This is a genomic window from Bradyrhizobium vignae, from assembly GCF_004114425.1.
Lineage (GTDB): Bacteria > Pseudomonadota > Alphaproteobacteria > Rhizobiales > Xanthobacteraceae > Bradyrhizobium > Bradyrhizobium vignae.
Genome location: NZ_RDQF01000013.1, coordinates 48,002 through 67,269, shown reverse-complemented (window position 1 = coordinate 67,269; position 19,268 = coordinate 48,002). Strand labels below are relative to the sequence as shown.

17 protein-coding genes and 1 tRNA gene are annotated in these 19,268 nt (G+C 62.7%); 12 read left to right on the top strand and 6 right to left on the bottom strand.

Going from position 1 to position 19,268, the window contains the following annotated elements; all coding sequences use genetic code 11:
* The first annotated feature begins 35 nt into the window (after nt 1-35).
* From EAV90_RS13710 to EAV90_RS13675, 8 genes are all read left to right on the top strand, one after another.
* The gene (locus EAV90_RS13710; protein WP_164936912.1) at nt 36-1,151 is read left to right on the top strand and encodes an ABC transporter substrate-binding protein; all 1,116 of its coding nucleotides are present in this window, start codon (nt 36-38) and stop codon (nt 1,149-1,151) included.
* Nucleotides 1,152-1,217: 66 nt separating this feature from the next.
* The gene (locus EAV90_RS13705) at nt 1,218-2,954 is read left to right on the top strand and encodes an ABC transporter permease subunit (protein WP_164936911.1); all 1,737 of its coding nucleotides are present in this window, start codon (nt 1,218-1,220) and stop codon (nt 2,952-2,954) included.
* A 121-nt stretch (nt 2,955-3,075) separates the two neighbouring features.
* Nucleotides 3,076-4,218: a M24 family metallopeptidase gene (locus tag EAV90_RS13700; protein WP_164936910.1), complete on the top strand. Its 1,143-nt coding sequence runs from the start codon at nt 3,076-3,078 to the stop codon at nt 4,216-4,218.
* Nucleotides 4,215-5,342 (top strand): ABC transporter ATP-binding protein, encoded by a 1,128-nt coding sequence (locus EAV90_RS13695; protein ID WP_129143623.1) that lies wholly within the window; start codon nt 4,215-4,217, stop codon nt 5,340-5,342. The genes EAV90_RS13700 and EAV90_RS13695 overlap by 4 nt, the downstream gene beginning before the upstream one ends.
* A gap of 31 nt (nt 5,343-5,373) precedes the next feature.
* Nucleotides 5,374-6,771: a M20 family metallopeptidase gene (locus tag EAV90_RS13690; RefSeq protein ID WP_129143622.1), complete on the top strand. Its 1,398-nt coding sequence runs from the start codon at nt 5,374-5,376 to the stop codon at nt 6,769-6,771.
* Nucleotides 6,772-7,063: 292 nt separating this feature from the next.
* Complete coding sequence (locus EAV90_RS40500) at nt 7,064-7,369, top strand: ABC transporter substrate-binding protein (RefSeq protein ID WP_245509501.1); 306 nt, start codon at nt 7,064-7,066, stop codon at nt 7,367-7,369.
* A gap of 2 nt (nt 7,370-7,371) precedes the next feature.
* Nucleotides 7,372-7,806 (top strand): ABC transporter substrate-binding protein, encoded by a 435-nt coding sequence (locus EAV90_RS40495; protein WP_245509500.1) that lies wholly within the window; start codon nt 7,372-7,374, stop codon nt 7,804-7,806.
* Nucleotides 7,807-8,029: 223 nt separating this feature from the next.
* Nucleotides 8,030-9,283: a tyrosine-type recombinase/integrase gene (locus tag EAV90_RS13675; RefSeq protein ID WP_164936909.1), complete on the top strand. Its 1,254-nt coding sequence runs from the start codon at nt 8,030-8,032 to the stop codon at nt 9,281-9,283.
* Between the two features lie 14 nt (nt 9,284-9,297).
* On the opposite strand, the gene EAV90_RS13670 is transcribed toward EAV90_RS13675, so the two are convergent.
* Nucleotides 9,298-9,373: transfer RNA gene (locus EAV90_RS13670), tRNA-Ile, on the bottom strand.
* Between the two features lie 426 nt (nt 9,374-9,799).
* Nucleotides 9,800-10,774, bottom strand: a complete 975-nt coding sequence (locus EAV90_RS13665) for a Bug family tripartite tricarboxylate transporter substrate binding protein (RefSeq protein ID WP_164936908.1) — start codon at nt 10,772-10,774, stop codon at nt 9,800-9,802.
* 119 nt (nt 10,775-10,893) lie between these two features.
* Between EAV90_RS13665 and EAV90_RS13660 the strand changes: the two genes are divergently transcribed.
* On the top strand, nt 10,894-11,844 hold the full coding sequence (locus tag EAV90_RS13660) for a TAXI family TRAP transporter solute-binding subunit (RefSeq protein WP_407121628.1): 951 nt from the start codon (nt 10,894-10,896) through the stop codon (nt 11,842-11,844).
* A gap of 119 nt (nt 11,845-11,963) precedes the next feature.
* Here the strand turns inward: EAV90_RS13660 and EAV90_RS13655 are convergent, their stop codons facing one another.
* Together EAV90_RS13655 and EAV90_RS39450 are read right to left on the bottom strand one after the other, a co-directional pair.
* Entirely contained in the window at nt 11,964-13,178 is a 1,215-nt protein-coding gene (locus EAV90_RS13655; protein ID WP_129143619.1) for an ABC transporter substrate-binding protein, read from the bottom strand.
* 98 nt (nt 13,179-13,276) lie between these two features.
* Nucleotides 13,277-13,579 (bottom strand): substrate-binding domain-containing protein, encoded by a 303-nt coding sequence (locus EAV90_RS39450; protein ID WP_407194493.1) that lies wholly within the window; start codon nt 13,577-13,579, stop codon nt 13,277-13,279.
* A 129-nt stretch (nt 13,580-13,708) separates the two neighbouring features.
* Here EAV90_RS39450 and EAV90_RS13645 point away from each other — a divergent pair, with 129 nt between their 5' ends.
* Genes EAV90_RS13645 through EAV90_RS13635 form a run of 3 tightly spaced genes read left to right on the top strand, consistent with a single transcriptional unit; the run spans nt 13,709 to nt 17,660 of the window.
* Nucleotides 13,709-14,536 (top strand): ABC transporter substrate-binding protein, encoded by an 828-nt coding sequence (locus EAV90_RS13645; protein WP_122405090.1) that lies wholly within the window; start codon nt 13,709-13,711, stop codon nt 14,534-14,536.
* Between the two features lie 54 nt (nt 14,537-14,590).
* Nucleotides 14,591-15,697, top strand: a complete 1,107-nt coding sequence (locus EAV90_RS13640) for a molybdopterin-binding protein (protein WP_129143618.1) — start codon at nt 14,591-14,593, stop codon at nt 15,695-15,697.
* Between the two features lie 13 nt (nt 15,698-15,710).
* Nucleotides 15,711-17,660: a molybdopterin biosynthesis protein gene (locus EAV90_RS13635; RefSeq protein ID WP_164936907.1), complete on the top strand. Its 1,950-nt coding sequence runs from the start codon at nt 15,711-15,713 to the stop codon at nt 17,658-17,660.
* 49 nt (nt 17,661-17,709) lie between these two features.
* Here EAV90_RS13635 and mobA read toward each other — a convergent pair whose 3' ends face one another.
* Both mobA and EAV90_RS13625 read right to left on the bottom strand, forming a co-directional pair.
* Nucleotides 17,710-18,402 carry a molybdenum cofactor guanylyltransferase MobA gene (gene mobA, locus EAV90_RS13630; protein ID WP_245509499.1) on the bottom strand — a complete coding sequence of 231 codons (693 nt, stop codon included), beginning with the start codon at nt 18,400-18,402 and terminating at the stop codon, nt 17,710-17,712.
* The gene (locus EAV90_RS13625; RefSeq protein ID WP_122405086.1) at nt 18,347-19,237 is read right to left on the bottom strand and encodes a formate dehydrogenase accessory sulfurtransferase FdhD; all 891 of its coding nucleotides are present in this window, start codon (nt 19,235-19,237) and stop codon (nt 18,347-18,349) included. Before EAV90_RS13625 ends, mobA begins: the two co-directional genes overlap by 56 nt.
* Nucleotides 19,238-19,268: the final 31 nt, after the last annotated feature.

The window sequence follows — 19,268 nt, the reverse complement described above, 5'->3', positions numbered from 1 at the left end:
CGGATCGAGCAAGTCTTCCACACATGGAGGGAAGGATGGTGGACGTAGTCAGACGCAAGCTGCTTCAGGGCACCGCTTTGGCAGGGGGACTGGCGGCCGCGCGCTCGCTGTTCCCGGCCCCCGCGATTGCACAAATCCCGAAAGGTACCGGTGAGGTCGTGGTCTACGACGGCGGCGGCTCTTGGGGAGAGGCCAAGCGGATCGCCTATTTCGAGCCATTCGAGAAAGAAACTGGCATCAAGGTCATAGCTCAGCCCCGGACCGACACGGGGGCCGTGCGGGCGAGCGTGCTCGCCGGCGCTCCCAGATACGACGTGACAATTCTTCCTGGCGGCAAGGCCCCTACTTTCGAGCGGGACAATTTTCTGCTTCCGATCGACTATGGCTACTTCGACAAGGCGGACCTTGACGCGTTCAGTCCTGTCAAGGTCGGCAAGTTCACCGTGCCTGCGATCATCTATTCGCTGTTTATTGCGTACGATGCGTTAAAGTTTGCATCCGGTGCGCCGAACACGTGGGCGGATGTCTGGGACGTACAAAAATTCGCAGGTCGGCGTTCGCTCATGGCCGGTACCTGGGCCTCGGATGGCGGCACTTTCGAAGCGGCTCTAATGGCCGATGGTGTCGATCCGTCAAAGCTGTATCCGCTTGATTGGGATCGCGCGTTCAAGAGCCTCAGCCGTGTCAAGCCCAGTATACTGAAGTGGTGGAACAACGGCGCGGAAGCTCCGCAGATGATCATTGATAGGTTGATCACGGCCGGTAGCGCCTGGAACGGTCGGGTTTCGGCAGCCAACGAGCAGGGCGCCAAGATCGGGTACACCTGGAATCAGGGGATGCTGCAGTACGACACCTGGGTGGTCTTGAAAGGAACGAAGAATGCGGACAACGCATTCAAGTTTCTGGCGTTCTCAGCGAGAGCCGAAAATCAGGCGAAGTTCGTCCAGCACATCCTTTACGCGCCGCCGAATGCGCGCGCATTCGAGCATGTGCCGCCCGAACGGGCGAAGCTCCTGCCGACCTCACCCGAAGCACGGAAGCTGCAGTTCGTCCAGGACTACGAATTCTGGAACACTGTGAGCTCCAACGGCAAGGCCAACAATGAAATTGCCGTCGCTCAATGGGAACGTTGGATTTCCGGCGTACGGTAGCTCAAAATGGTGGATGCGAGTGTCGCCATGCCGCACAGGAGAGACGCCTTAGGGCGGGAGCACCTGTTGCCCGTCCTCCTTCTCTTACCGATCGTGGCCCTGTTCTCGGTTGGGTACATCGTGCCGCTTGCGCAACTCGTACTCAAGAGCCTGCAGCACGAGGGTGCCTGGTCGCTCAAAAGCTACATCGAGATCGCCAACTCGCCGGCGTTTCTATGGATCGTCCTCAAGACACTTGCGCTAGCCGCGACTGTCACCATCGTCTGCTTGCTCATTGCTTATCCGCTCGCATATGCCATATCGAAATGCCCGCCGCGCCCGGCAGCATTTCTGCTTCTTATTGTCACTCTCCCCTATCTGACGAGTGTCCTGATCAGGACCTATGCTTGGATCGTCCTGCTCAGCCCCAACGGGCCGGTTAACCAGCTCCTCTTGCACCTTGGCCTTATCTCTGAGCCGCTGCAAATGGTGTTCAATTCGGTCGGCGTCTATGTCGGCATGGTGCAGGTGCAGTTGCCGCTCATGGTGTTTCCTCTCTACGCCGTGCTGGCGCGGGTTAATCCAAGCCTTGCAAAAGCAGCACAAAGCCTCGGAAGTCCTCCTAGCGATGCCTTCCTGAGGGTCACGCTACCAGCCTCGATGCCAGGCGTGATTAGCGGCTGCACGCTCGTCTTTCTCTCCAGTCTCGGCTTCTATATTACGCCAGAGCTTCTTGGTGGTCCTGACAGCTATCTGATTGCTCAAGGCATTAGCCTGCGCGTGCTGATCCTCGGCAATTTTGATGAAGCCGCAGCCCAATCATCGATCTTGATGCTGACGGTGATCGCGGTCTTTCTGATATTTCGTCAGCGGATTGCGGAAGAACTCGATGATCGCCCAAATAACAACGTTTCTTCGACCGGCAAGTCGTCAACCGGTCTCTCCCCGCGGTCGCCAATACTGGAGCGACTGACGGCGGTTTTGCATGGCCCGTTAATGAGGCTACATGAGGCCTTGACGGTCGTCCGCCGACCCGCGTTATACGTGAGCGCCGGGCTGACGCTCCTTCTTCTGGTGCTGCCTTTCGTGGTCGTAATTCCTCTTGCGTTCAGCAATGCACCATATCTCACCTTTCCGCCGCCCGGCTACTCACTGCGGTGGTTCTCAAGTTTGCTCAAGAATACCCAATGGCTCGATGCCCTAAGCTTCAGCCTGAGATGGGCAGGACTGTCCGCTCTCCTGAGCGTGGCGATTGGTGTGCCTGCCGCCTTCGCTCTCGTGCGGTACCGGTTCTCTGCGCGCGTGCCTGTCTATCTTCTCCTGATTTCTCCACTGATTGTTCCTCACGTCGTCATCGCAGTTTCCCTGTTCTTCGCTCTCGCCGGATCCTCGCTCATCGATAATCCGCTGGCATTTGCCCTCAGCTATACGATCATTGGCGCACCATATACGGTCGTCGTCATGATCGCGGGGCTCAAGCGCTTCAATCGCACCCTCGAGCTCGCTGCCGCGAGCCTAGGCTCTAGCCCTCTCGTGACGCTGAGAACGGTGACGTTTCCCTTGCTGCTACCGACGCTAGCGAGCGGAGCGATCTTCGCGTTCATCGTGGGGTTCGATGACGTTGTGTTCGGTCTATTCCTGAGCGGACCCACTGCGACACCGTTGCCCATGAGAATGTGGGACAACATCCGCCTGGAAATCAGTCCCCAGATCGCCGTCATCGCCGTTCTGTTTCTCATTGTACTTGCGCTTCTGATGGTTCTGCGGCTCTTCGTGGGCGCTGTTGTTCAAGGTCGCCGCCCGCAGGAAAGCCTCCATGCTTGAGCAGATGGATGGATCGCTCTTGCGCATTGTTCATCTTACGACGGAGCCACTGGCGCCTTTCCTCGAGCACTCCACTCGACCCAATCTGGCTAGGTCTCGCAATTGTAACGGAGCATCGATCATGAGCCGCGATCTCACTTTCTCCGGCGAGGAGTACAAGCGTCGATGTGACGCCGTCCGAAAGTTGATGGCAGAGCGTCGTCTTGACTGCGTCATCTTTGACGAGCCCGAGATGATGTCCTGGCTGTCGGGCTACACGGTCTCGGAAAATCTCTGGCGAGCCTGCATCGTGCCGGCATCATCAGAGCCGTTCCTGCTGGTGCGCAAGCTTGATATGCCGCCGGCGCGGCAACGCACGTGGATGGATAACATCGTGGGGTTTGGCGATTGGGACGATCCGCTGACAGTGCTGGTCAGCACTTTGCGGGAAAGGGGTTCGGTGCCCGCCCGGATCGCCGCTGAGTTTCAATCGAATTCGTTCACGATCCAAAGACTCCAATCGCTTCGAAAGCTCTTGCCGGCTACCGAGTTTGTTGACCTTGAGCGGTCGGGATGGGATCTCAGGCGATGCAAGTCGCCGGAGGAGATCGCGCATATGTCTCGCGCCGGTTCACTCTTGGATGCGGCCTTCGACGCAACTGTCAAGGAGGTGGCGAGCGGCAAGAATCAGCGTGATATCGCTGCAGCTGCCGCTGCGGCCTACTATCGGCTTGGGTTCGACGATGGCTTTGTTGGGCCTCTCAATGTCGGATCAGGCTGGGATTCGCTGCATGGGTTCTTAGCAGAGCGACCGCTGGTCGATGGCGACATCGTTCATATCGAGCTATTGCCGCGATTACGGTTCTATACGGTACGGATCATGCGGTCCGTCATCGTGGGACGGGCAACCGAGGAGCAGCAAGCTGCGGCTCAGGCTCTTATTGCGTTGCAAGATCGCCAAATCGCCGCGCTCCGGCCCGGCGCGATTGCCGCTGACGTCGACCGTATCGTCCGGGAAGGCGTTGTCGCGGCGGGGTTGCGCGAGAGCTACGATAACATCACCGGGTATACGCTTGGTACCGCCCCGCTCGTTTCCCAGCACACGAGTGACCTCTACCGCTGCTTCACGCCTCGTTCGGAGTGGACTGTGGAGGAAGGAATGGTCTTTCACATGTACACATCCGCTGCTGGCCTTGCCTTCAGCGAGTCCGTCGTGGTGACCAGTTCGGGTGGGAAGCGATTGACCTCAATACCGCGCAAGATATTCGAGACGAGGCCGAAATGAGCGTCAGCACAGCAACGGTGAGCGCAAAGGTAACGGCAGGCCTAGCAACGTCGCAAAGTCGGCGAGGCGCCGTTTCGGTCAACTCGTTGACCAAGAACTTTGGTCCAGTCAAGGCGGTCGACGACGTCTCTTTGTCTATCGAGCCAGGAGAGTTCGTGGCCTTGCTTGGATCGAGCGGGTCGGGAAAATCAACGCTGCTGATGATGATCGCAGGGTTCGAAGCGTCGTCATCCGGCGATATCATGCTCGACGGCATGCGGATCAATGATGTTCCAAGCTATCGTCGCGGCTTCGGCATGGTTTTCCAGAGTTATGCGTTGTTCCCCCATATGACCATCGCGGAGAACATTGCTTATCCACTGCGGCGACGCGGACTGCGTGGAGCAGATGTTGAGCGTGAAGTCGTTAAAGCCCTCAAGCTCGTTGCACTTGACGGCTATGGTACGCGACTTCCGAGCCAGTTGTCGGGGGGGCAGCAGCAGCGCGTCGCTCTGGCCCGCGCTCTTGTCTTCCGTCCACCCCTGTTGCTCATGGACGAGCCGCTCGGTGCACTTGATCGCAAGCTCAGACAGCAGCTCCAAATGGAGATCAAGCTGATCCATAAGGAGGTCGGCAGCACGATCATCTTCGTTACCCACGACCAGGAGGAAGCGCTGTCCATGGCCGATCGCGTTGCCGTTCTCGAGCAGGGCCGCTTGCAGCAGTGTGGAACACCGCGTGAGCTATACGAGCAGCCGGCGATTGCGTTTGTCGCGGATTTCATCGGCGAGATGAACTTTCTCCCGGTCGAGTTGCGGCAGTCGGGAGGCGAGGTCTGTGCCCGTAGCGCTGATCTCGGGCTTGAGGTTATGCAGGAGGCAGGTCAGGTGCTGACGTCGGGCGACCGAGGATTGCTGGCGGTTCGCCCGGAGTATGTCGGTTTGACACCGGACGAGCGTGCCACCGCGATGGTTTTGGAATCTGCCTACACGGGCACGAACCAAAGCGTGCTCGTGCAGGTGGGATCCATTCGATTGACCGCCCGGACTTCGGTGAGCGCCGGGCGGCCGCTGTTCCAATCCGGTCAACGCGTCCGCTTTGAGATCGATGCTGCGCATACCCGGGTGTTTCCAGCCGCCCGTTGAGCTGCCTTTGGCGTGCGAGGAGCTGCCCGTAATGAGCCGGAACGCCGCAATCTCGCGCGCGAGAAGCCATCTCGATTCTGGGGACTTCGAGACTGTGCTCTCGCGGCTCGTCGCAATTCCCTCCGAGAGTCAGAATCCGGAGCGGACAGACCAGATTGCCGAGTATCTCGACGAACTCCGCTGCATGCTTGAAGAACTCGGCTGCGATTGCCAGCTCTTGACGGCTGCAGGCGCACATTTCCTTTATGCAGAGCGCATAGAAGATACGGCAATGCTGACTGTGCTCGGATATGGGCACGGCGATGTGGTTCGGGGAATGGACGAATCCTGGGCCGCCGGAATGTCGCCTTGGCGCCTCGCAAAGCTCAATGATCGCTGGTATGGGCGTGGTGTCGCAGACAACAAGGGACAGCATGCCATCAATATTGCCAGCCTCCGTGCTGTCCTCGAGACGAGAGGTCGGCTGGGATTCAATCTCAAATACCTCGTTGAAATGGGTGAAGAGGTCGATTCGCCCGGCCTTCGCGAATTGTGCACGACGCAGCAGCAACTCCTGCGTGCCGATCTCTTCATCGCATCCGACGGACCGCGGTTGTCCGAGCGTCGGCCGACAATATTCCTGGGCTCGCGCGGATGTGTCACATTCGACATTTCAATTAACGCGCGAGAGAGCGCGTACCATTCGGGCAATTGGGGCGGCCTGCTTTCCGATCCCGCAATCCAGCTCGCGCATGCCTTGGCGACGATCGTCTCCCCGACCGGCCGCATCCTGGTCCCAGAATGGCTTCCAAGTGCGCTGCCTGACTCCGTCCGGATGGTGCTTGCCGATTGTGTGGTTGACGGGGGTCCTGGCGGACCTGAGATCGATCCGGCTTGGGGTGAGCCGGGACTGACTCCGGCAGAGCAGGTGTACGGCTGGTGCTCTTTCGATGTCCTCGCCATGAGTTGCGGAAATCCGGGGGCGCCGGTCAACGCCATTCCCCCGAGTACCTGGGCGCGCTGTCAGCTCCGCTTCGTGGTCGGCGTTGATTACGAGGACATTTTGCCGGCGCTTCGGCGACACTTCGCGAAGTCCGGTCTCGGCATGGTCCAGGTGACGCCAAGTCCCGATGACGGTGTTTTTCTGGCCACGCGTCTCGATCCTGAGGGACCCTGGGCCGGGTGGGCTCAAGCCTCGATCGCTCGAACGACACAAAAATTGCCGGCAATCTTGCCCAACTTCGCAGGATCCCTTCCGAACGATATCTTTGCCAACGTGCTGGATTTGCCCACGTTGTGGATACCACATGCCTATCCTGGGTGCCGGCAACATGCAGCCGGCGAGCACCTGCCGATCGGGCTCGCGCGTGAAGCTCTAGAGATTATGGCGGGGCTATATTGGGATCTTGGTGAGCCAGATACATTGCCTAGCGCGCCGACAATGAACTGATCGCCTGCGCTTTGCTGCCGCCCCGTGGGCCGGGTGATCGCTTTTCTGCGAAGGCCCTTGCGCATTTTCAAAGTACCGCTTCCCGACTGATACGCCAAGCTTCGTCCAGGTGGCGCCGGACGCCATTTTTGAAATGAGGACGCTGAAGGGGGAAAGCACATGGGTGATGCATCGAAGCATCGTCGCTTCGGCGGCGAGAGTTGCGATTGCTGCGCGCCTGGTCCGGCTCAGCGGCCCTTGAGGCTGCCATCTCAAATCGAGTCGAGCAGGCGCTTCTGCACGGTCTGTTCCCGTGCGGCGCGATTTGCTGCGAACCGTCGGGACGGGTGCGATCATCGGAGCGCTTTCTAGCATTCTCCCGATCGAGACGCTGAAGGCGATCGCCCAGGAGCTTAAGCCTCTCGAGAAGACGAAACTTGCCGTGGGCTTCTTGCCGATCACCTGTGCCGTCCCGCTGATCTACGGCGAGAAGCTCGGAAGCTACAGCAAGGAAGGTCTTGAGGTCAGCCTGCAAAAGATCGCCGGCATCGCCTTGATTCGCGACAAGATGCTCAATGGAGAGCTGGACGTCTCACAGCAGGTCATGCCAGTCCCCTGACCATGACGGCAGGCCTCGAGGGCAATGTCCAGTCGATTAAGGTGCTTACCATCCTGAATCAGAATGGAAACTCCCTCGTCCTCGCGAACAAGCACAAGGATAATCGAGATCCGAAGAACTGGAAGGGCTTCACCTTCGCCGTTCCGTTCGAACAGAGCCACCAGACCCTGCAGCTTCGTAATTATCTGGCCGCGGCCGGCCTCGATCCCGACCAGGACGTCAAATATCGGATCGTTCCTCCTACCGAGTACGTCGCAAGCCTTCGCGTCGGGAGTATCGATGGCTTCTTTGGTGGCGAGCCCGGCGGCCAGCGCGCCTGCTCGCGGCTACGCTCACCTACTCGATTGGTCGAGGACGCACTCGATTGTGCGACTAAGGAGCGTGGTGCCTTTATGCGGAGATTTGCCTTTGCGAAGATAGTGGGACTGCTCGTGTAAGCCCCCACAACAGCTGACAAGCGTCGATGTCAAATCGAGCGCAACCTGAAATTACACCCGATACCCCTCTTCGCCTTGTTGATGCCGTGAAGATCGCGTTCCCTCTGGGAGGAATGACGGTCGCGGGCCTACGTCGCGAGCGCGATCGTAACCGATTGGTTATCGAGAAGATTGCCGGCAAGGAATTTACGACCCTGGCTCATATCGAACGGATGCGAGAGCTATGCCGCGAAGAAGCAAGGGGGCCAGACTCCAGCTTAAGGCCGCCCGCCGAAACAAAAGCGGAAAGATCACCCACCAAGCGACCTGGATCATCAGAGACAACGGCCGGGATGTCGGCACGGGCTGCGCTGCAGATGAGATTGCGGCCGCGGAAGAAAAACTAAGGGATTACATCACGTCTAAACACACGCCCAAGCGACGAATTCGTCACATTGACGATATCGCCGTCGCGGACGTCCTCTCAATCTATTTGGATGCGCAATTGGACAAGCTTCGCGCCCGTTTCAATGTTGATAGCGAGAGCGAAGACACCATCCCCGATATCCGCAAGTTCAAAAAGCGGATCGAGCGGTTGAACGACTGGTGGGGAGCAAAAATGCTGGGCGAGGTAAATGGGGAGGCCTGTCGCTCGTACGCCAAGAAGCGCGCCAAGAGGGGAGGCGCGCGCCGAGACCTTGAAGACCTCCGCGCAGCCATTGGTCTCCATGCGGCCGAAGGATATCATCGGGAGATCGTCAAGATATCGCTGCCAGAGAAGGGCCAACCTAGAGACAAGTGGCTGACGCGAAGCGATGCGGCCAAACTGATTTGGACCTGCTGGCGCTATCGCGAAATGCAAAAGGGCTCGCGTCGGCCGACCGACGATGTGAAGGTCCCGACAAGCAAGCGTCCATTGCGCCATCTTGCACGGTTTATTTTATTGGGGATCTACAGTGGAACTCGTGCCGGAGCTATCGCAGCTGCATCTCCCATTCCGGCGATTGGTCGCTCTTACGTCGACTTAGAGCGTGGCCGCTACTATCGCCTGAAGCAGGGCAGCGCGAAAACCAACAAACGGCAACCGACCGTGCCGATCCCCTTGCGCTTGCTCGCGCACCTGCGGCGCTGGCACCGAGTTAATCCAGAGGCGAAGCATTTTGTGGAGTACAATGGAAAGGCTGTGAGCTCAGTCAAGACGGCATTCAAGAGTGCTGTCAGGCTCGCAGGACTCGGCCCGGGAATCTCCCCTCACACTTTGCGGCACACCGCAGCGACCTGGCTCATGCAGAGAGGTGCGGATCCTTGGCAGGCAGCTGGCTATCTCGGGATGTCGCTAGAGGTGTTGCTCAACACCTATGGTCATCACCATCCCGACTATTTGTCCGATGCTGTGGAAAAGATCGCCAGACGTGATTCGGCTGGCGAACGAAAGGCGCACGTATCTGGTGCGATATCTGGTGCGGTGCTTCCGATGAAACGAAATCATCCCTCATAAGTTACTGATTTTATTGGTGGGCCCGGCAGGACTCGAACCTGCAACCAGACCGTTATGAGCGGCCGGCTCTAACCATTGAGCTACAGGCCCCGCCGCGAGGCGGCTCGCGGGAACACGCGGCCGGCAACGGTGCGCGGTTCGTTTACAGGGATGAAGGCGGGGGTGCAATGCTGGCGCCAAAGCATGATCCGGAAAAGTGCGAAGCGGTTTTCCGGAAAGGTCATGCGTAAACAACAACCTAAAGCGCGATGACGATTCATCCAAATCTCATCGCGCCGGCGGAAGGAGCGCCAGCGCCCGAATTTTTGAATACCCGAAATCTGCGATGATGCCCTTATAGTCCTGTTTTGCCCGACGGGTCAAATCGAGCTTACGGCAAGGCTCGTTTCGTGCTTCCGTAACCCCTTGTAATTGCTGGCCTCGTCTACTGTGCATGGGGTTGTTTTTCGACTTTTTGTCTGAGGGGGACCGCACGGTCCCCACAGATGTCTCGCAAGCAAGCGGACGGGCCGCCGCCTAGTCCACGGAGACCCCGGCGAACTCCACCACCTTGCGCCACTTCTCGGTTTCGTCCGCGACCAGCTTGCCGAACTCGGCGGGCGTCATCGGCTTGGGGAGGCCGCCGACCTCAGTGAGGCGCGCGACCAGCTTGGGGTCCTTCAGCGCTTCGCCGACGGCCTTGTTGAGGATCTCGATCACCTCGGGCGGCGTGCCCTTCGGCGCGGAGATGCCGTAGAAGCCGACCGATTCGAATCCCGGCACGGTCTCGGCGATCGCGGGCACGTCGGGCACGCTCGGCCAGCGCTGCGGCGAGGTCACGCCGAGCGCGCGGACATTGCCGCCTTTCACCTGCTCCATCGCCGAGGGCAGATTGTCGAAGATCAGCTGCACCTTGTTGGAGATGATGTCGGGGAAGGCGATGGCCGAGCCGCGATAGGGCACGTGCACCATGTCGCACTTCGTCATCACCTTGAACAGCTCGGCCGACATGTGCACCGAGGTGCCGTTGCCGGAGGAGGCAAAGGAGATCTTGCCGGGATTGGCCTTGCAATAGTCGATGAACTCCTGGACCGTCTTCGGCGGAAACGCGTTGGAGACGACCAGCATGTTGGTGAGCTGCATGATGCTGGCCACCGGCACGGTGTCGCGCAAAAAGTCGAACGGCAGCTTCTTGTAGAGCGAGGTCGAAATCGCGTTGTTGGGCGCGACGAACAGCAGCGTGTAGCCGTCCGGAGGCGAATTGATCGCGGCAGCCGCGGCGATGTTGCCGCCGGATCCGGTGCGGTTCTCGACGATGAATTGCTGGCCGAGACGGTCCGACAGCCACTGCGCCATGATCCGCGCCACGATGTCGACCGGGCCGCCGGCGGCAAAGCCGATCAGCCAGTGCACGGGACGGTCGGGGTAGCCGGCGGCGGCGGGAGGGGTGGCGCTGAAAAGACCTAAGAGAACTGCGAGCCCGAAAACACCGTTACGCAAAATTCGCAACATGACGCCTCCCATTGCTTTATTGTCGTTGGAGGGCATGCTTTCACAAAAACGCGCGGCTGCCTACATCGCCGCAAGTCGATGTTGACGCAGGCCCGCCGGGAGCGACCATGAGATTCGCGATGATGCTCATCAGTGCGGCGCTGCTCGCCAGCTCCGCCGCCGCCCAAACCGGAGGCACGGCCATTCCGACCACTACTCTCAGCCTCGGCACCGCGACACCCGGCGGCGGCTTCCCGCTCTATGGCAATGCCTTCGCCGAGGTGATGAACGCGGCCGATCCGGAAATTTCCATCGCACCGCGCAACACCAAGGGCAGCAACGAGAACATCCCGCTGCTGGAGAAAGGCGAGCTCGATCTTGCGCTGGTCGCGGGCGAGCCGGCCTATGAGGCCTTCGCCGGCATCGGCCGTGCGCCGGTACGATTGAAGATTCTCACGGCGATCTATTCCAACCCCGGCATGTTCGTGGTGCGCGCGGACAGTCCCTACAGGACCATTCGCGATCTCGTTGGCCAGCCCGTCGCGTTCGGCGCCAAAGGCTCCGGCCTGCCGATCCTGGCGCGCTATGTACTCGATGGCCTCGGCCTGAACCAGGACGAGGACTTCAAGGCGATCTATCTCGACCGCGCCGGCGACGGCCCTGCGATGGTCGAGGACGGCCGCGTCGCCGCGCTCTGGGGCGCCGGCATCGGCTGGCCCGGTTTTGCCGCGGTCGCCTCGAGCGCATCGGGCGCGCGCTTCATCGCGCCCAATGCCGAAGAGATCGCGCGCATCCGCGCCAAGCATGCGTTCCTGAAGCCGCTCACCGTGCCGGCCGGCAGCTATCCGAAACAGTCCGAGCCGATCGCTTCGCTCGGCTCGTGGAGCTTCGTGCTGACGCGCGAGGATCTGCCCGACGATGTCGCCTATCGGCTCGCGAAGACGCTGCACGGTATCGAGGCGACGTTCTGCAGGAAGCTCGCGCAGGCCTGCGAGACCACGGCCGCGAACACGGTCGCGGCCGCGCCGAAGGTGCAGCTGATCCATCCGGGCGTGATGAAGTACTTTCGCGAGATCGGCGTGGTGAAGTGACCGCGTAGCGGTCATTCCCTGGCGCACGAAGCGCGAACCCGGAATCTCGAGATTCTCAGGTGCGCAATTGCGCACCGTAGTTCGGTCCTGCGGACCGCCCCGGAATGACGGCTACCTCGTCACTTCTTCACCAGCGCACATGCCGGGTCCGGCGGACCGAACGCCTTGTCGCCGGAGATGGTCGTGAGGATCCTGTAATAGTCCCACGGATATTTGCTCTCCTCCGGCGTCTTCACCTGCACCAGCCAGAGGTCGTGCACCATCAGATTGTCCTCGCGCAGTTTGCCGTTGCGGGCGAAGAAATCCTCGATCGGCTTCTCGCGCATCTTGGCCGCGACCTTGAGCGGATCGTCGGTGCCGGTCTCCTTGATGGCGTTGAGATAGTGCATCACGCTGGAATAAACGCCGGCCTGCCACATCGACGGCATCTTGTTCATCTTGGCAAAATAGCGCTTCGACCATTCGCGGGTCTTGTCGTCCATGTCCCAGTAGAACGACGTGGTCAGGAGCAGGCCTTGCGCCGCTTGCAGGCCGAGGCCGTGGATGTCGGTGATCAGCGCCAGTAGCGCCGCCATCTGCTGGCCGCCCTTGAACACGCCGAACTCGGCGCCGGTCTTGATCTCGTTCATGTTGTTGGGGGGGCCGGCAGCAATGCCGATGATCTTGGCCTTGGAGGCCTGCGCCTGCAGCACGAATGAGGAGAGGTCCGGCGTTGCCAGCGGCGGCCGCACCGAGCCCAGCACCTTGCCGCCATTGGCGGTGACGACGGCGGAGGCGTCGCGCTCCAGCGAATGGCCGAAGGCGTAGTCGTCGGTGATGAAGAACCAGCTGTCGCCGCCGCGCTTGACCACGGCGTCCGCGGTGCCGACCGCGAGCGCGCGGGTGTCGAACACCCATTGGATCGCGTAAGGCGAGCAGAACTTGCCGTGGAAATCCGCGGTGCCGGTGGAGTGGGTGATGAACAGCCGCTTCTTCTCGTTGGCGATGTTCTGCACCGCGAGCCCGACCGCCGAGACCGGCACGTCGACGATCAGATCGACGTGGTCGACGTCGTACCAGCGCCGCGCAATCGCGCCGCCGACATCGGCCTTGAGCTGGTGGTCGCCGATCACGACGCTGATCGGCTTGCCGAGCACGGTGCCGCCGAAATCGTCGATCGCCATTTGCGCCGCCGTCACCGAGCCCTGGCCGGTCGGCGCCGAGGCCGGGCCGTTCATGTCGGTGAGCACGCCGATCTTGACGACGTCGTCGGAAACCTGCGCCGACGCCGCACCTGAAAGCAGCGCCGCAGTCAAAGCGGCCGCGACCGGCAGTCCAAATCTGGTTGGGTTCACGCTGTCCTCCCCTGAGCCGGCTCGTTGGCCGGTGTTGCGTCCGGGTATGCCCGGCTGAATTGGTTTCTTTTGCAACTGTTTGGGGGCGGGCGTCAACGTCAGGCCGCGAAGCGGATCAGCCGTGCGGGCGAGGGATCGTAGCCGGTCAGCTCCTCGGCACGCTGGCGCAGCCGCCGTTCGTTCAGGAAGCGGAGCAAGGCCTGCATGGCAGGGCGGAAATAGCTGCGCTGCCGCATCGCGAGGTCAAAGTTCTCCCAGACCAGCGGCACGAAATCGAGACCGGCCGAGCGCGCCGCGGCGCGCGTCGCAATGCCGCAATCGGCCTGGCCGGCGTGGACCAGTTCGGCGCGGGAACCATGCCCGATCATCTCGCTGCTTTGCAACACATCCGCACGCGCGATTTCTGCTCTGGTGAACGATCCCAGAGCGCTCTGCGTTGCCGAAGTTTCCCGGCTAAGCAGCGCAAGCGCGTCACGAGCGCGGCGCAATCGATCATCATGATCGCGTCATAGCCAGTGGGGAACTTGATCATGGGCCGCCTATCCGTTGCCGCCGCGCTTCTCTGCGGCCTTGCTGCGGGCGTTGCCGCGTCGTCCGCGCAGGACCGCGGCATAGTCCTCGCGACGACGACGGCGACGCAGGAGTCCGGCCTGCTCAACTATCTGCTGCCGATCTTCCGCGACAAGACCGGCATCGACGTCACCGTGATCGCACGGCGCGCCGACGAAGTGCTCGATGGGGCGCGACGGGGCGAGGTCGACGTCGTGCTGATGCACGCGAGGCCTCAGGAGGAGAAATTCGTTGCCGACGGCTTTGGCGTGAAGCGCTACGACGTGATGTACAACGATTATGTGTTGATCGGGCCGAAGAGCGATCCTGCGGGCGTGAAGGGCAAGGACATCGCGACGGCGCTGAAAGCGATCGAAGCCAAGGGCGCGCCGTTCGTGACGCGTGGCGATCGGTCGGGCACTCACGCCGCGGAACTCGCGCTTTGGATCGTCGCCGGCATCGACATCGCGAGCGCCAAGGGCGCCTGGTATCGCGAGGCCAAGCAGGGCATGGATGCGGCGCTCGAGGCCGCGCGTGCGGCCAACGCCTATGTGCTGTCGGATCGCGGCAGCTGGACCGGCTTCAGGGATCGCGGCGATCTCGACATCGTCGTCGAAGGCGACCGGCGACTGCTCAACCAGTATGGCGTGATGCTCGTGAGCCCCGAGAAGTTCCCGAACGTGAAGAAGGACCTCGCGCAGACCTTCATCGACTGGCTGACGTCGCCGGAGGGGCAGACAGCGATCGCCGGCTACAAGGTCGACGGGCAGCAGCTGTTCTTCCCCAATTCGGACAGGTCCGGCGGCTGAGGCCGTCGTCGCCGGCGGTTGCCAAACCGGACGATGCGTGATCCATCATGGCGCATGACCCAACGCCTGCCATCCTCGCTCACGCCGCTCGACACCGCGCTCGCCGCTTTGCTGCGAGGCGTTGATCCCGTGGCGCCGGTGGAGGTGCCGCTGGCGGACGCGATCGGCTGCATCGCGGCGGGCACTCCGCTGCCTGCCGCCTATCCTTCGCGCGACATTGCGGCCGCAGACGGTTGGGCGTTATCCGCCAATGATCTCGTCGGTGCGTCCGCTTACTCGCCGCTGCCTTTGACTAAACTGCCGTCGTGGGTCGAGGCCGGCGACGCGATGCCTGCGGGCTGCGATTGTGTGCTCGATGCCGACGCGGTGGAGGTGGCGGGGCCGCTCGCCCAGGTGCTGGCGGAGGGCGTGCCGGGGCAGGGCGTTCGGCGCGCCGGTAGCGACATCGTGGAACGCACGCCAGCCGGTGCCGAGGGCTGTCCGATCGGTGCGACGGATCTGCTGCTCGCGCGCGTTGCGGGCCTGGAGAAAATCGGCGTGCGGCGGCCCCGACTGCACATCGTGAACGTGCCGGGCGCAACGGCAACGATGCATCTGATTGCCGGGATCGCGCGCGCCACGGGATTGAACGCGGAAACGCGTCAAGCCCGTGCACGCGATGCAGCATCGATTGCCGACGTGCTTGATGCGTCCTCCTGCGATCTTCTGCTGTCCATCGGCGGTAGCGGCGTCGGCCGACAGGACGCCGCCATCACGGCCCTGGCGCAGCGCGGCGAGGTGATGGCGCACGGCCTTGCGCTCCAGCCCGGGCGCACCGCCGCGGTCGGACGGCTCGGACGAGTTCCCGTCGTCGCCTTGCCCGGCTCGCCCGATTCTGCGCTTGCGGCGTGGCTCGCGCTCGTGCTGCCGCTCGTCGACCGTTTGTCGGCGCGTCGGCCGCGACTAAAAGTGTCCCTGCCGCTCGCGCGAAAAATCGCATCCAGTGTCGGCATCGCTGAGATCGCTTTGCTGGCCGAGGAACATCGTGCCTGGCTGCCGCTTGCCGTGCGAGAATGGCCGCTTCAGGCCATCGCCGGTGCGGACGCATGGCTGCTCATTCCTGCCAGTCACGAGGGATTTGCGGCAGGTACGCCGGTGGATGCCCATCCGATGCGGGAGTGATATGGGTCCTGGCATGACGATGATCCCGAAATCACCAGACCGCAGCGCGCTCGAACAGGAGCAGTTCCTCAAGATCCTCTCGCGCGAGGAGGCCCTGGTGCGCTTCGAGGCGGCCTTGTTGCCGCGCGCGCTTCGCAGCGAAACGCGCAAGCTCGCCGCTGCGCTCGGCGCGGCGCTCGCCGAGGACATTACCGCGCCGATCGACGTGCCGCCGTTCGACCGCTCCAATGTCGACGGCTTTGCCGTGCGCTCTGCCGACCTCGCGGGGGCCGGCGAGGGCGCGCCCGTGCGCCTTGCGTTGAATGGCGAGACAATTCATTGCGGCACCGCGTCGTCGCTGCAGGTGGCCGCCGGGACTGCGACGCCGATTGCCACCGGCGGTCCGCTGCCGCGCGGCGCCGATGCCGTGGTCATGGTCGAGCACACCCAGCCGGCCGGGCCGGATGCGATCGATGTCCGCCGCGCCGTCTCGCCGGGGCAGTTCGTCTCATACGCCGGATCCGACATCGCGCGCGGCGAGGCGCTGCTGCGCGCCGGCACCGTCATGGGCTCGCGCGAGATCGGCATGCTGGCGGCTTGCGGCATTGCCGAGGTGAGTGTCGCGCGCCGGCCGCGGGTTGCCGTGATCTCCACCGGCGACGAACTGGTTCAGCCCGGCCAGCCGCTCGGACCTGCCGAAATCTACGATACCAACGGCGCCATCGTCGCGGCCGCGGTCGACGAGAATGGTGGCGAGGCCGTTTTCCTCGGTGCCATTCCCGACGATGAAGCCAGGCTCGAAGCCGCCATGTGCAGCGCGCTTGCGGATGCCGACATGCTGGTGCTGTCGGGGGGGACGTCGAAAGGCGCGGGCGATCTCTCCCATCGCATCATCGGCCGACTCGGCGCGCCCGGCATCATTGCGCATGGTGTGGCGCTCAAGCCCGGCAAGCCGCTTTGCCTTGCGGTCTGCGACGGCAAGCCGGTGGTGATACTGCCGGGCTTCCCAACCTCGGCGATGTTCACCTTCCACGATATGATCGTGCCGGTGCTGCGCAGGATGGCCGGCCTGCCGCCGCGCTCCGATGCCAAGGTCAGCGCGACCGTGCCGGTGCGCATTGCGTCCGAGCTCGGCCGCACCGAATTCGTCATGGTCTCGCTGGTCCAGGGCAGGGATGGCCTGATTGCCTATCCCTCCGGCAAGGGCTCTGGTGCGATCACGTCATTTGCACAGGCCGATGGATTCCTGCGCATCGACGCGCTCGCCGATCAGATGCCGGCTGGGACCGCGACAGAGGTGACGCTATTCACGCCGCATGTGCGCGTGCCCGATCTCGTCATTGTCGGCAGCCATTGCACCGGCCTCGATCTCGTCACCGCACAAGTCGCGCATGCCGGCCTGACCGTGCGTTCCATTGCGGTCGGCAGCCTCGGCGGCCTCGCAGCGGCCAAGCGCGGCGAATGCGATCTCGCGCCGATCCACCTGTTCGACGACAGGAGCGAGACCTACAACACGCCTTATCTCGTCGACGGGCTCGAGCTCGTCCCAGGCTGGCGGCGGATGCAGGGCATCGTCTTCCGAAAGGGCGACACGCGCTTCCAGGGCCTGAACGCGAAGGATGCGGTCGCTGCCGCGCTCGCGGACTCCAGCTGCATCATGGTCAACCGCAACCAGGGCGCCGGCACGCGCATCCTGATCGACCGGCTGCTCGGCGGCGTACGGCCGGACGGCTACTGGAACCAGCCGCGTTCGCACAATGCGGTGGCGGCGGCCGTCGCCCAGCGCCGCGCGGACTGGGGCATGACGATCGCGCCGGTCGCCCATGCGGCCAGCCTCGGCTTCATTCCGCTGGCGGAAGAGCATTATGACTTCGCGCTGGTGACGGCGCGCAAACACCGGCCGGCAGTGCAGGCCTTTCTCGATGCGCTCGGCTCGGACGCGGCCCGCGTAGCACTCGAGCGCGCCGGCTTCCGGCCCGCGTAGATACCAGCTGGGTCTATCCCGGGTCACGGCCAGAGCTCAATGCACCGCCTTAGGACGCGTCATCCAGCGCCGCCAGCCGCTCGGCCTCGGCAATGTCCTCGACCGTGTTCGCATTGAAGAATGGATCGAGCGGCTCGGTCGGCCATGTCACCGTCGCCAGCGGATAGCGTGCCGTCCAGCGGTCGATCTTGCGGAGGTCTTCGACGACAAGGGCGTGGCGCAGTTCGTCGCGCAAGGCGACGCGCCACAGGCCGATCACCGGATGCGACTGCTCGCCTGATGCGGCGACCACGAGCTGCGCGTTCTCACGCGCGCGCGCGTCATGTAGCCGTGCGACGAGATCGCGCGGCAGGAACGGGCAGTCGCCGGCGGCGCTGAGCACCCATTCGATCTCCGGCCGGTTCGCCGCGGTCCAGTCGAGCGCGGCGAGGATGCCGGCGAGCGGGCCGGGGAAGCCGGGCACGTCGTCGGCGACGACTTGCAAGCCGAACGCGGCGAAGCGGGCGGGATCGCCGTTGGCGTTGAGGATCAGCCCGCTGCACTGGGGCGAAAGGCGCGCGATCACGCGCTCCAGAATGGTGCGGCCGCCGATGGTGCGCATCGGCTTGTCGCCGCCGCCCATGCGCCGCGCGAGACCGCCGGCGAGCAGCACGCCAAGAGTCGAAGGAACACTCGTGGCGGGGATGTCAGTCGTCACCGCCTTCACCCTTGCGCTTGTGCTTGGCGGACTCCTCTTCCACATAGGCGAGGTTCTGGTCGTAGACGATGCGCTCCTCGCCCGCGAGCGCAATGAAGCGCTTGCCGCGGGTGCGGCCGACCAGCGTCAGCCCGACCTGCCTGGCGAGGTCGACGCCCCAGGCGGTGAAGCCGGAGCGCGAGACCAGGATTGGAATGCCCATGCGCACGGTCTTGATCACCATCTCCGAGGTGAGGCGTCCCGTGGTGTAGAGGATCTTGTCGGAGGGATCGACGCCGTGGCGATACATCCAGCCTGCGATCTTGTCGACGGCATTGTGGCGGCCGACGTCCTCGGTGTAGCAGAGCGGCGTGCCCTCCTTGCACAGCACGCAGCCATGGATCGCGCCGGCCTCAAGGTAGAGCGAGGGCATGGTGTTGATGGTCTGCGTCATCTGGTAGAGCCAAGAGGTGCGCAGCTCCGCCTTGGGCAGCGCGGCGCTCTCGACCGCCTCCAAGAGGTCGCCGAAGGCGGTGCCCTGCGCGCAGCCCGAGGTCTGCGTGCGCTTCTTCAGCTTGGCCTCGAAATTGGTGTGGTGCTCGGTGCGCACGACGACCACCTGGAGGTCGTCGTCGTATTCGACCTCGGTGACCACGTCATTATATTTCAGCATGTTCTGGTTCAGCAGATAGCCGAGCGCCAGATATTCGGGGTAATCGCCGATCGTCATCATGGTGACGATCTCCTGGGCATTCAGGTAGAGCGTCAGTGGCCGCTCCATCGGGACCTTGATCTCGACCCTGGCGCCGGTCTGGTCAGTGCCGGTCACGCTCTGGGTCAGGCGCGGGTCGTCCGGATTGGGGACGATCAGGGGCACCGGGGCTTTGTCGATCTTCATCATGGCGGCGAGGTTAGCATGACATTCGGGTCAA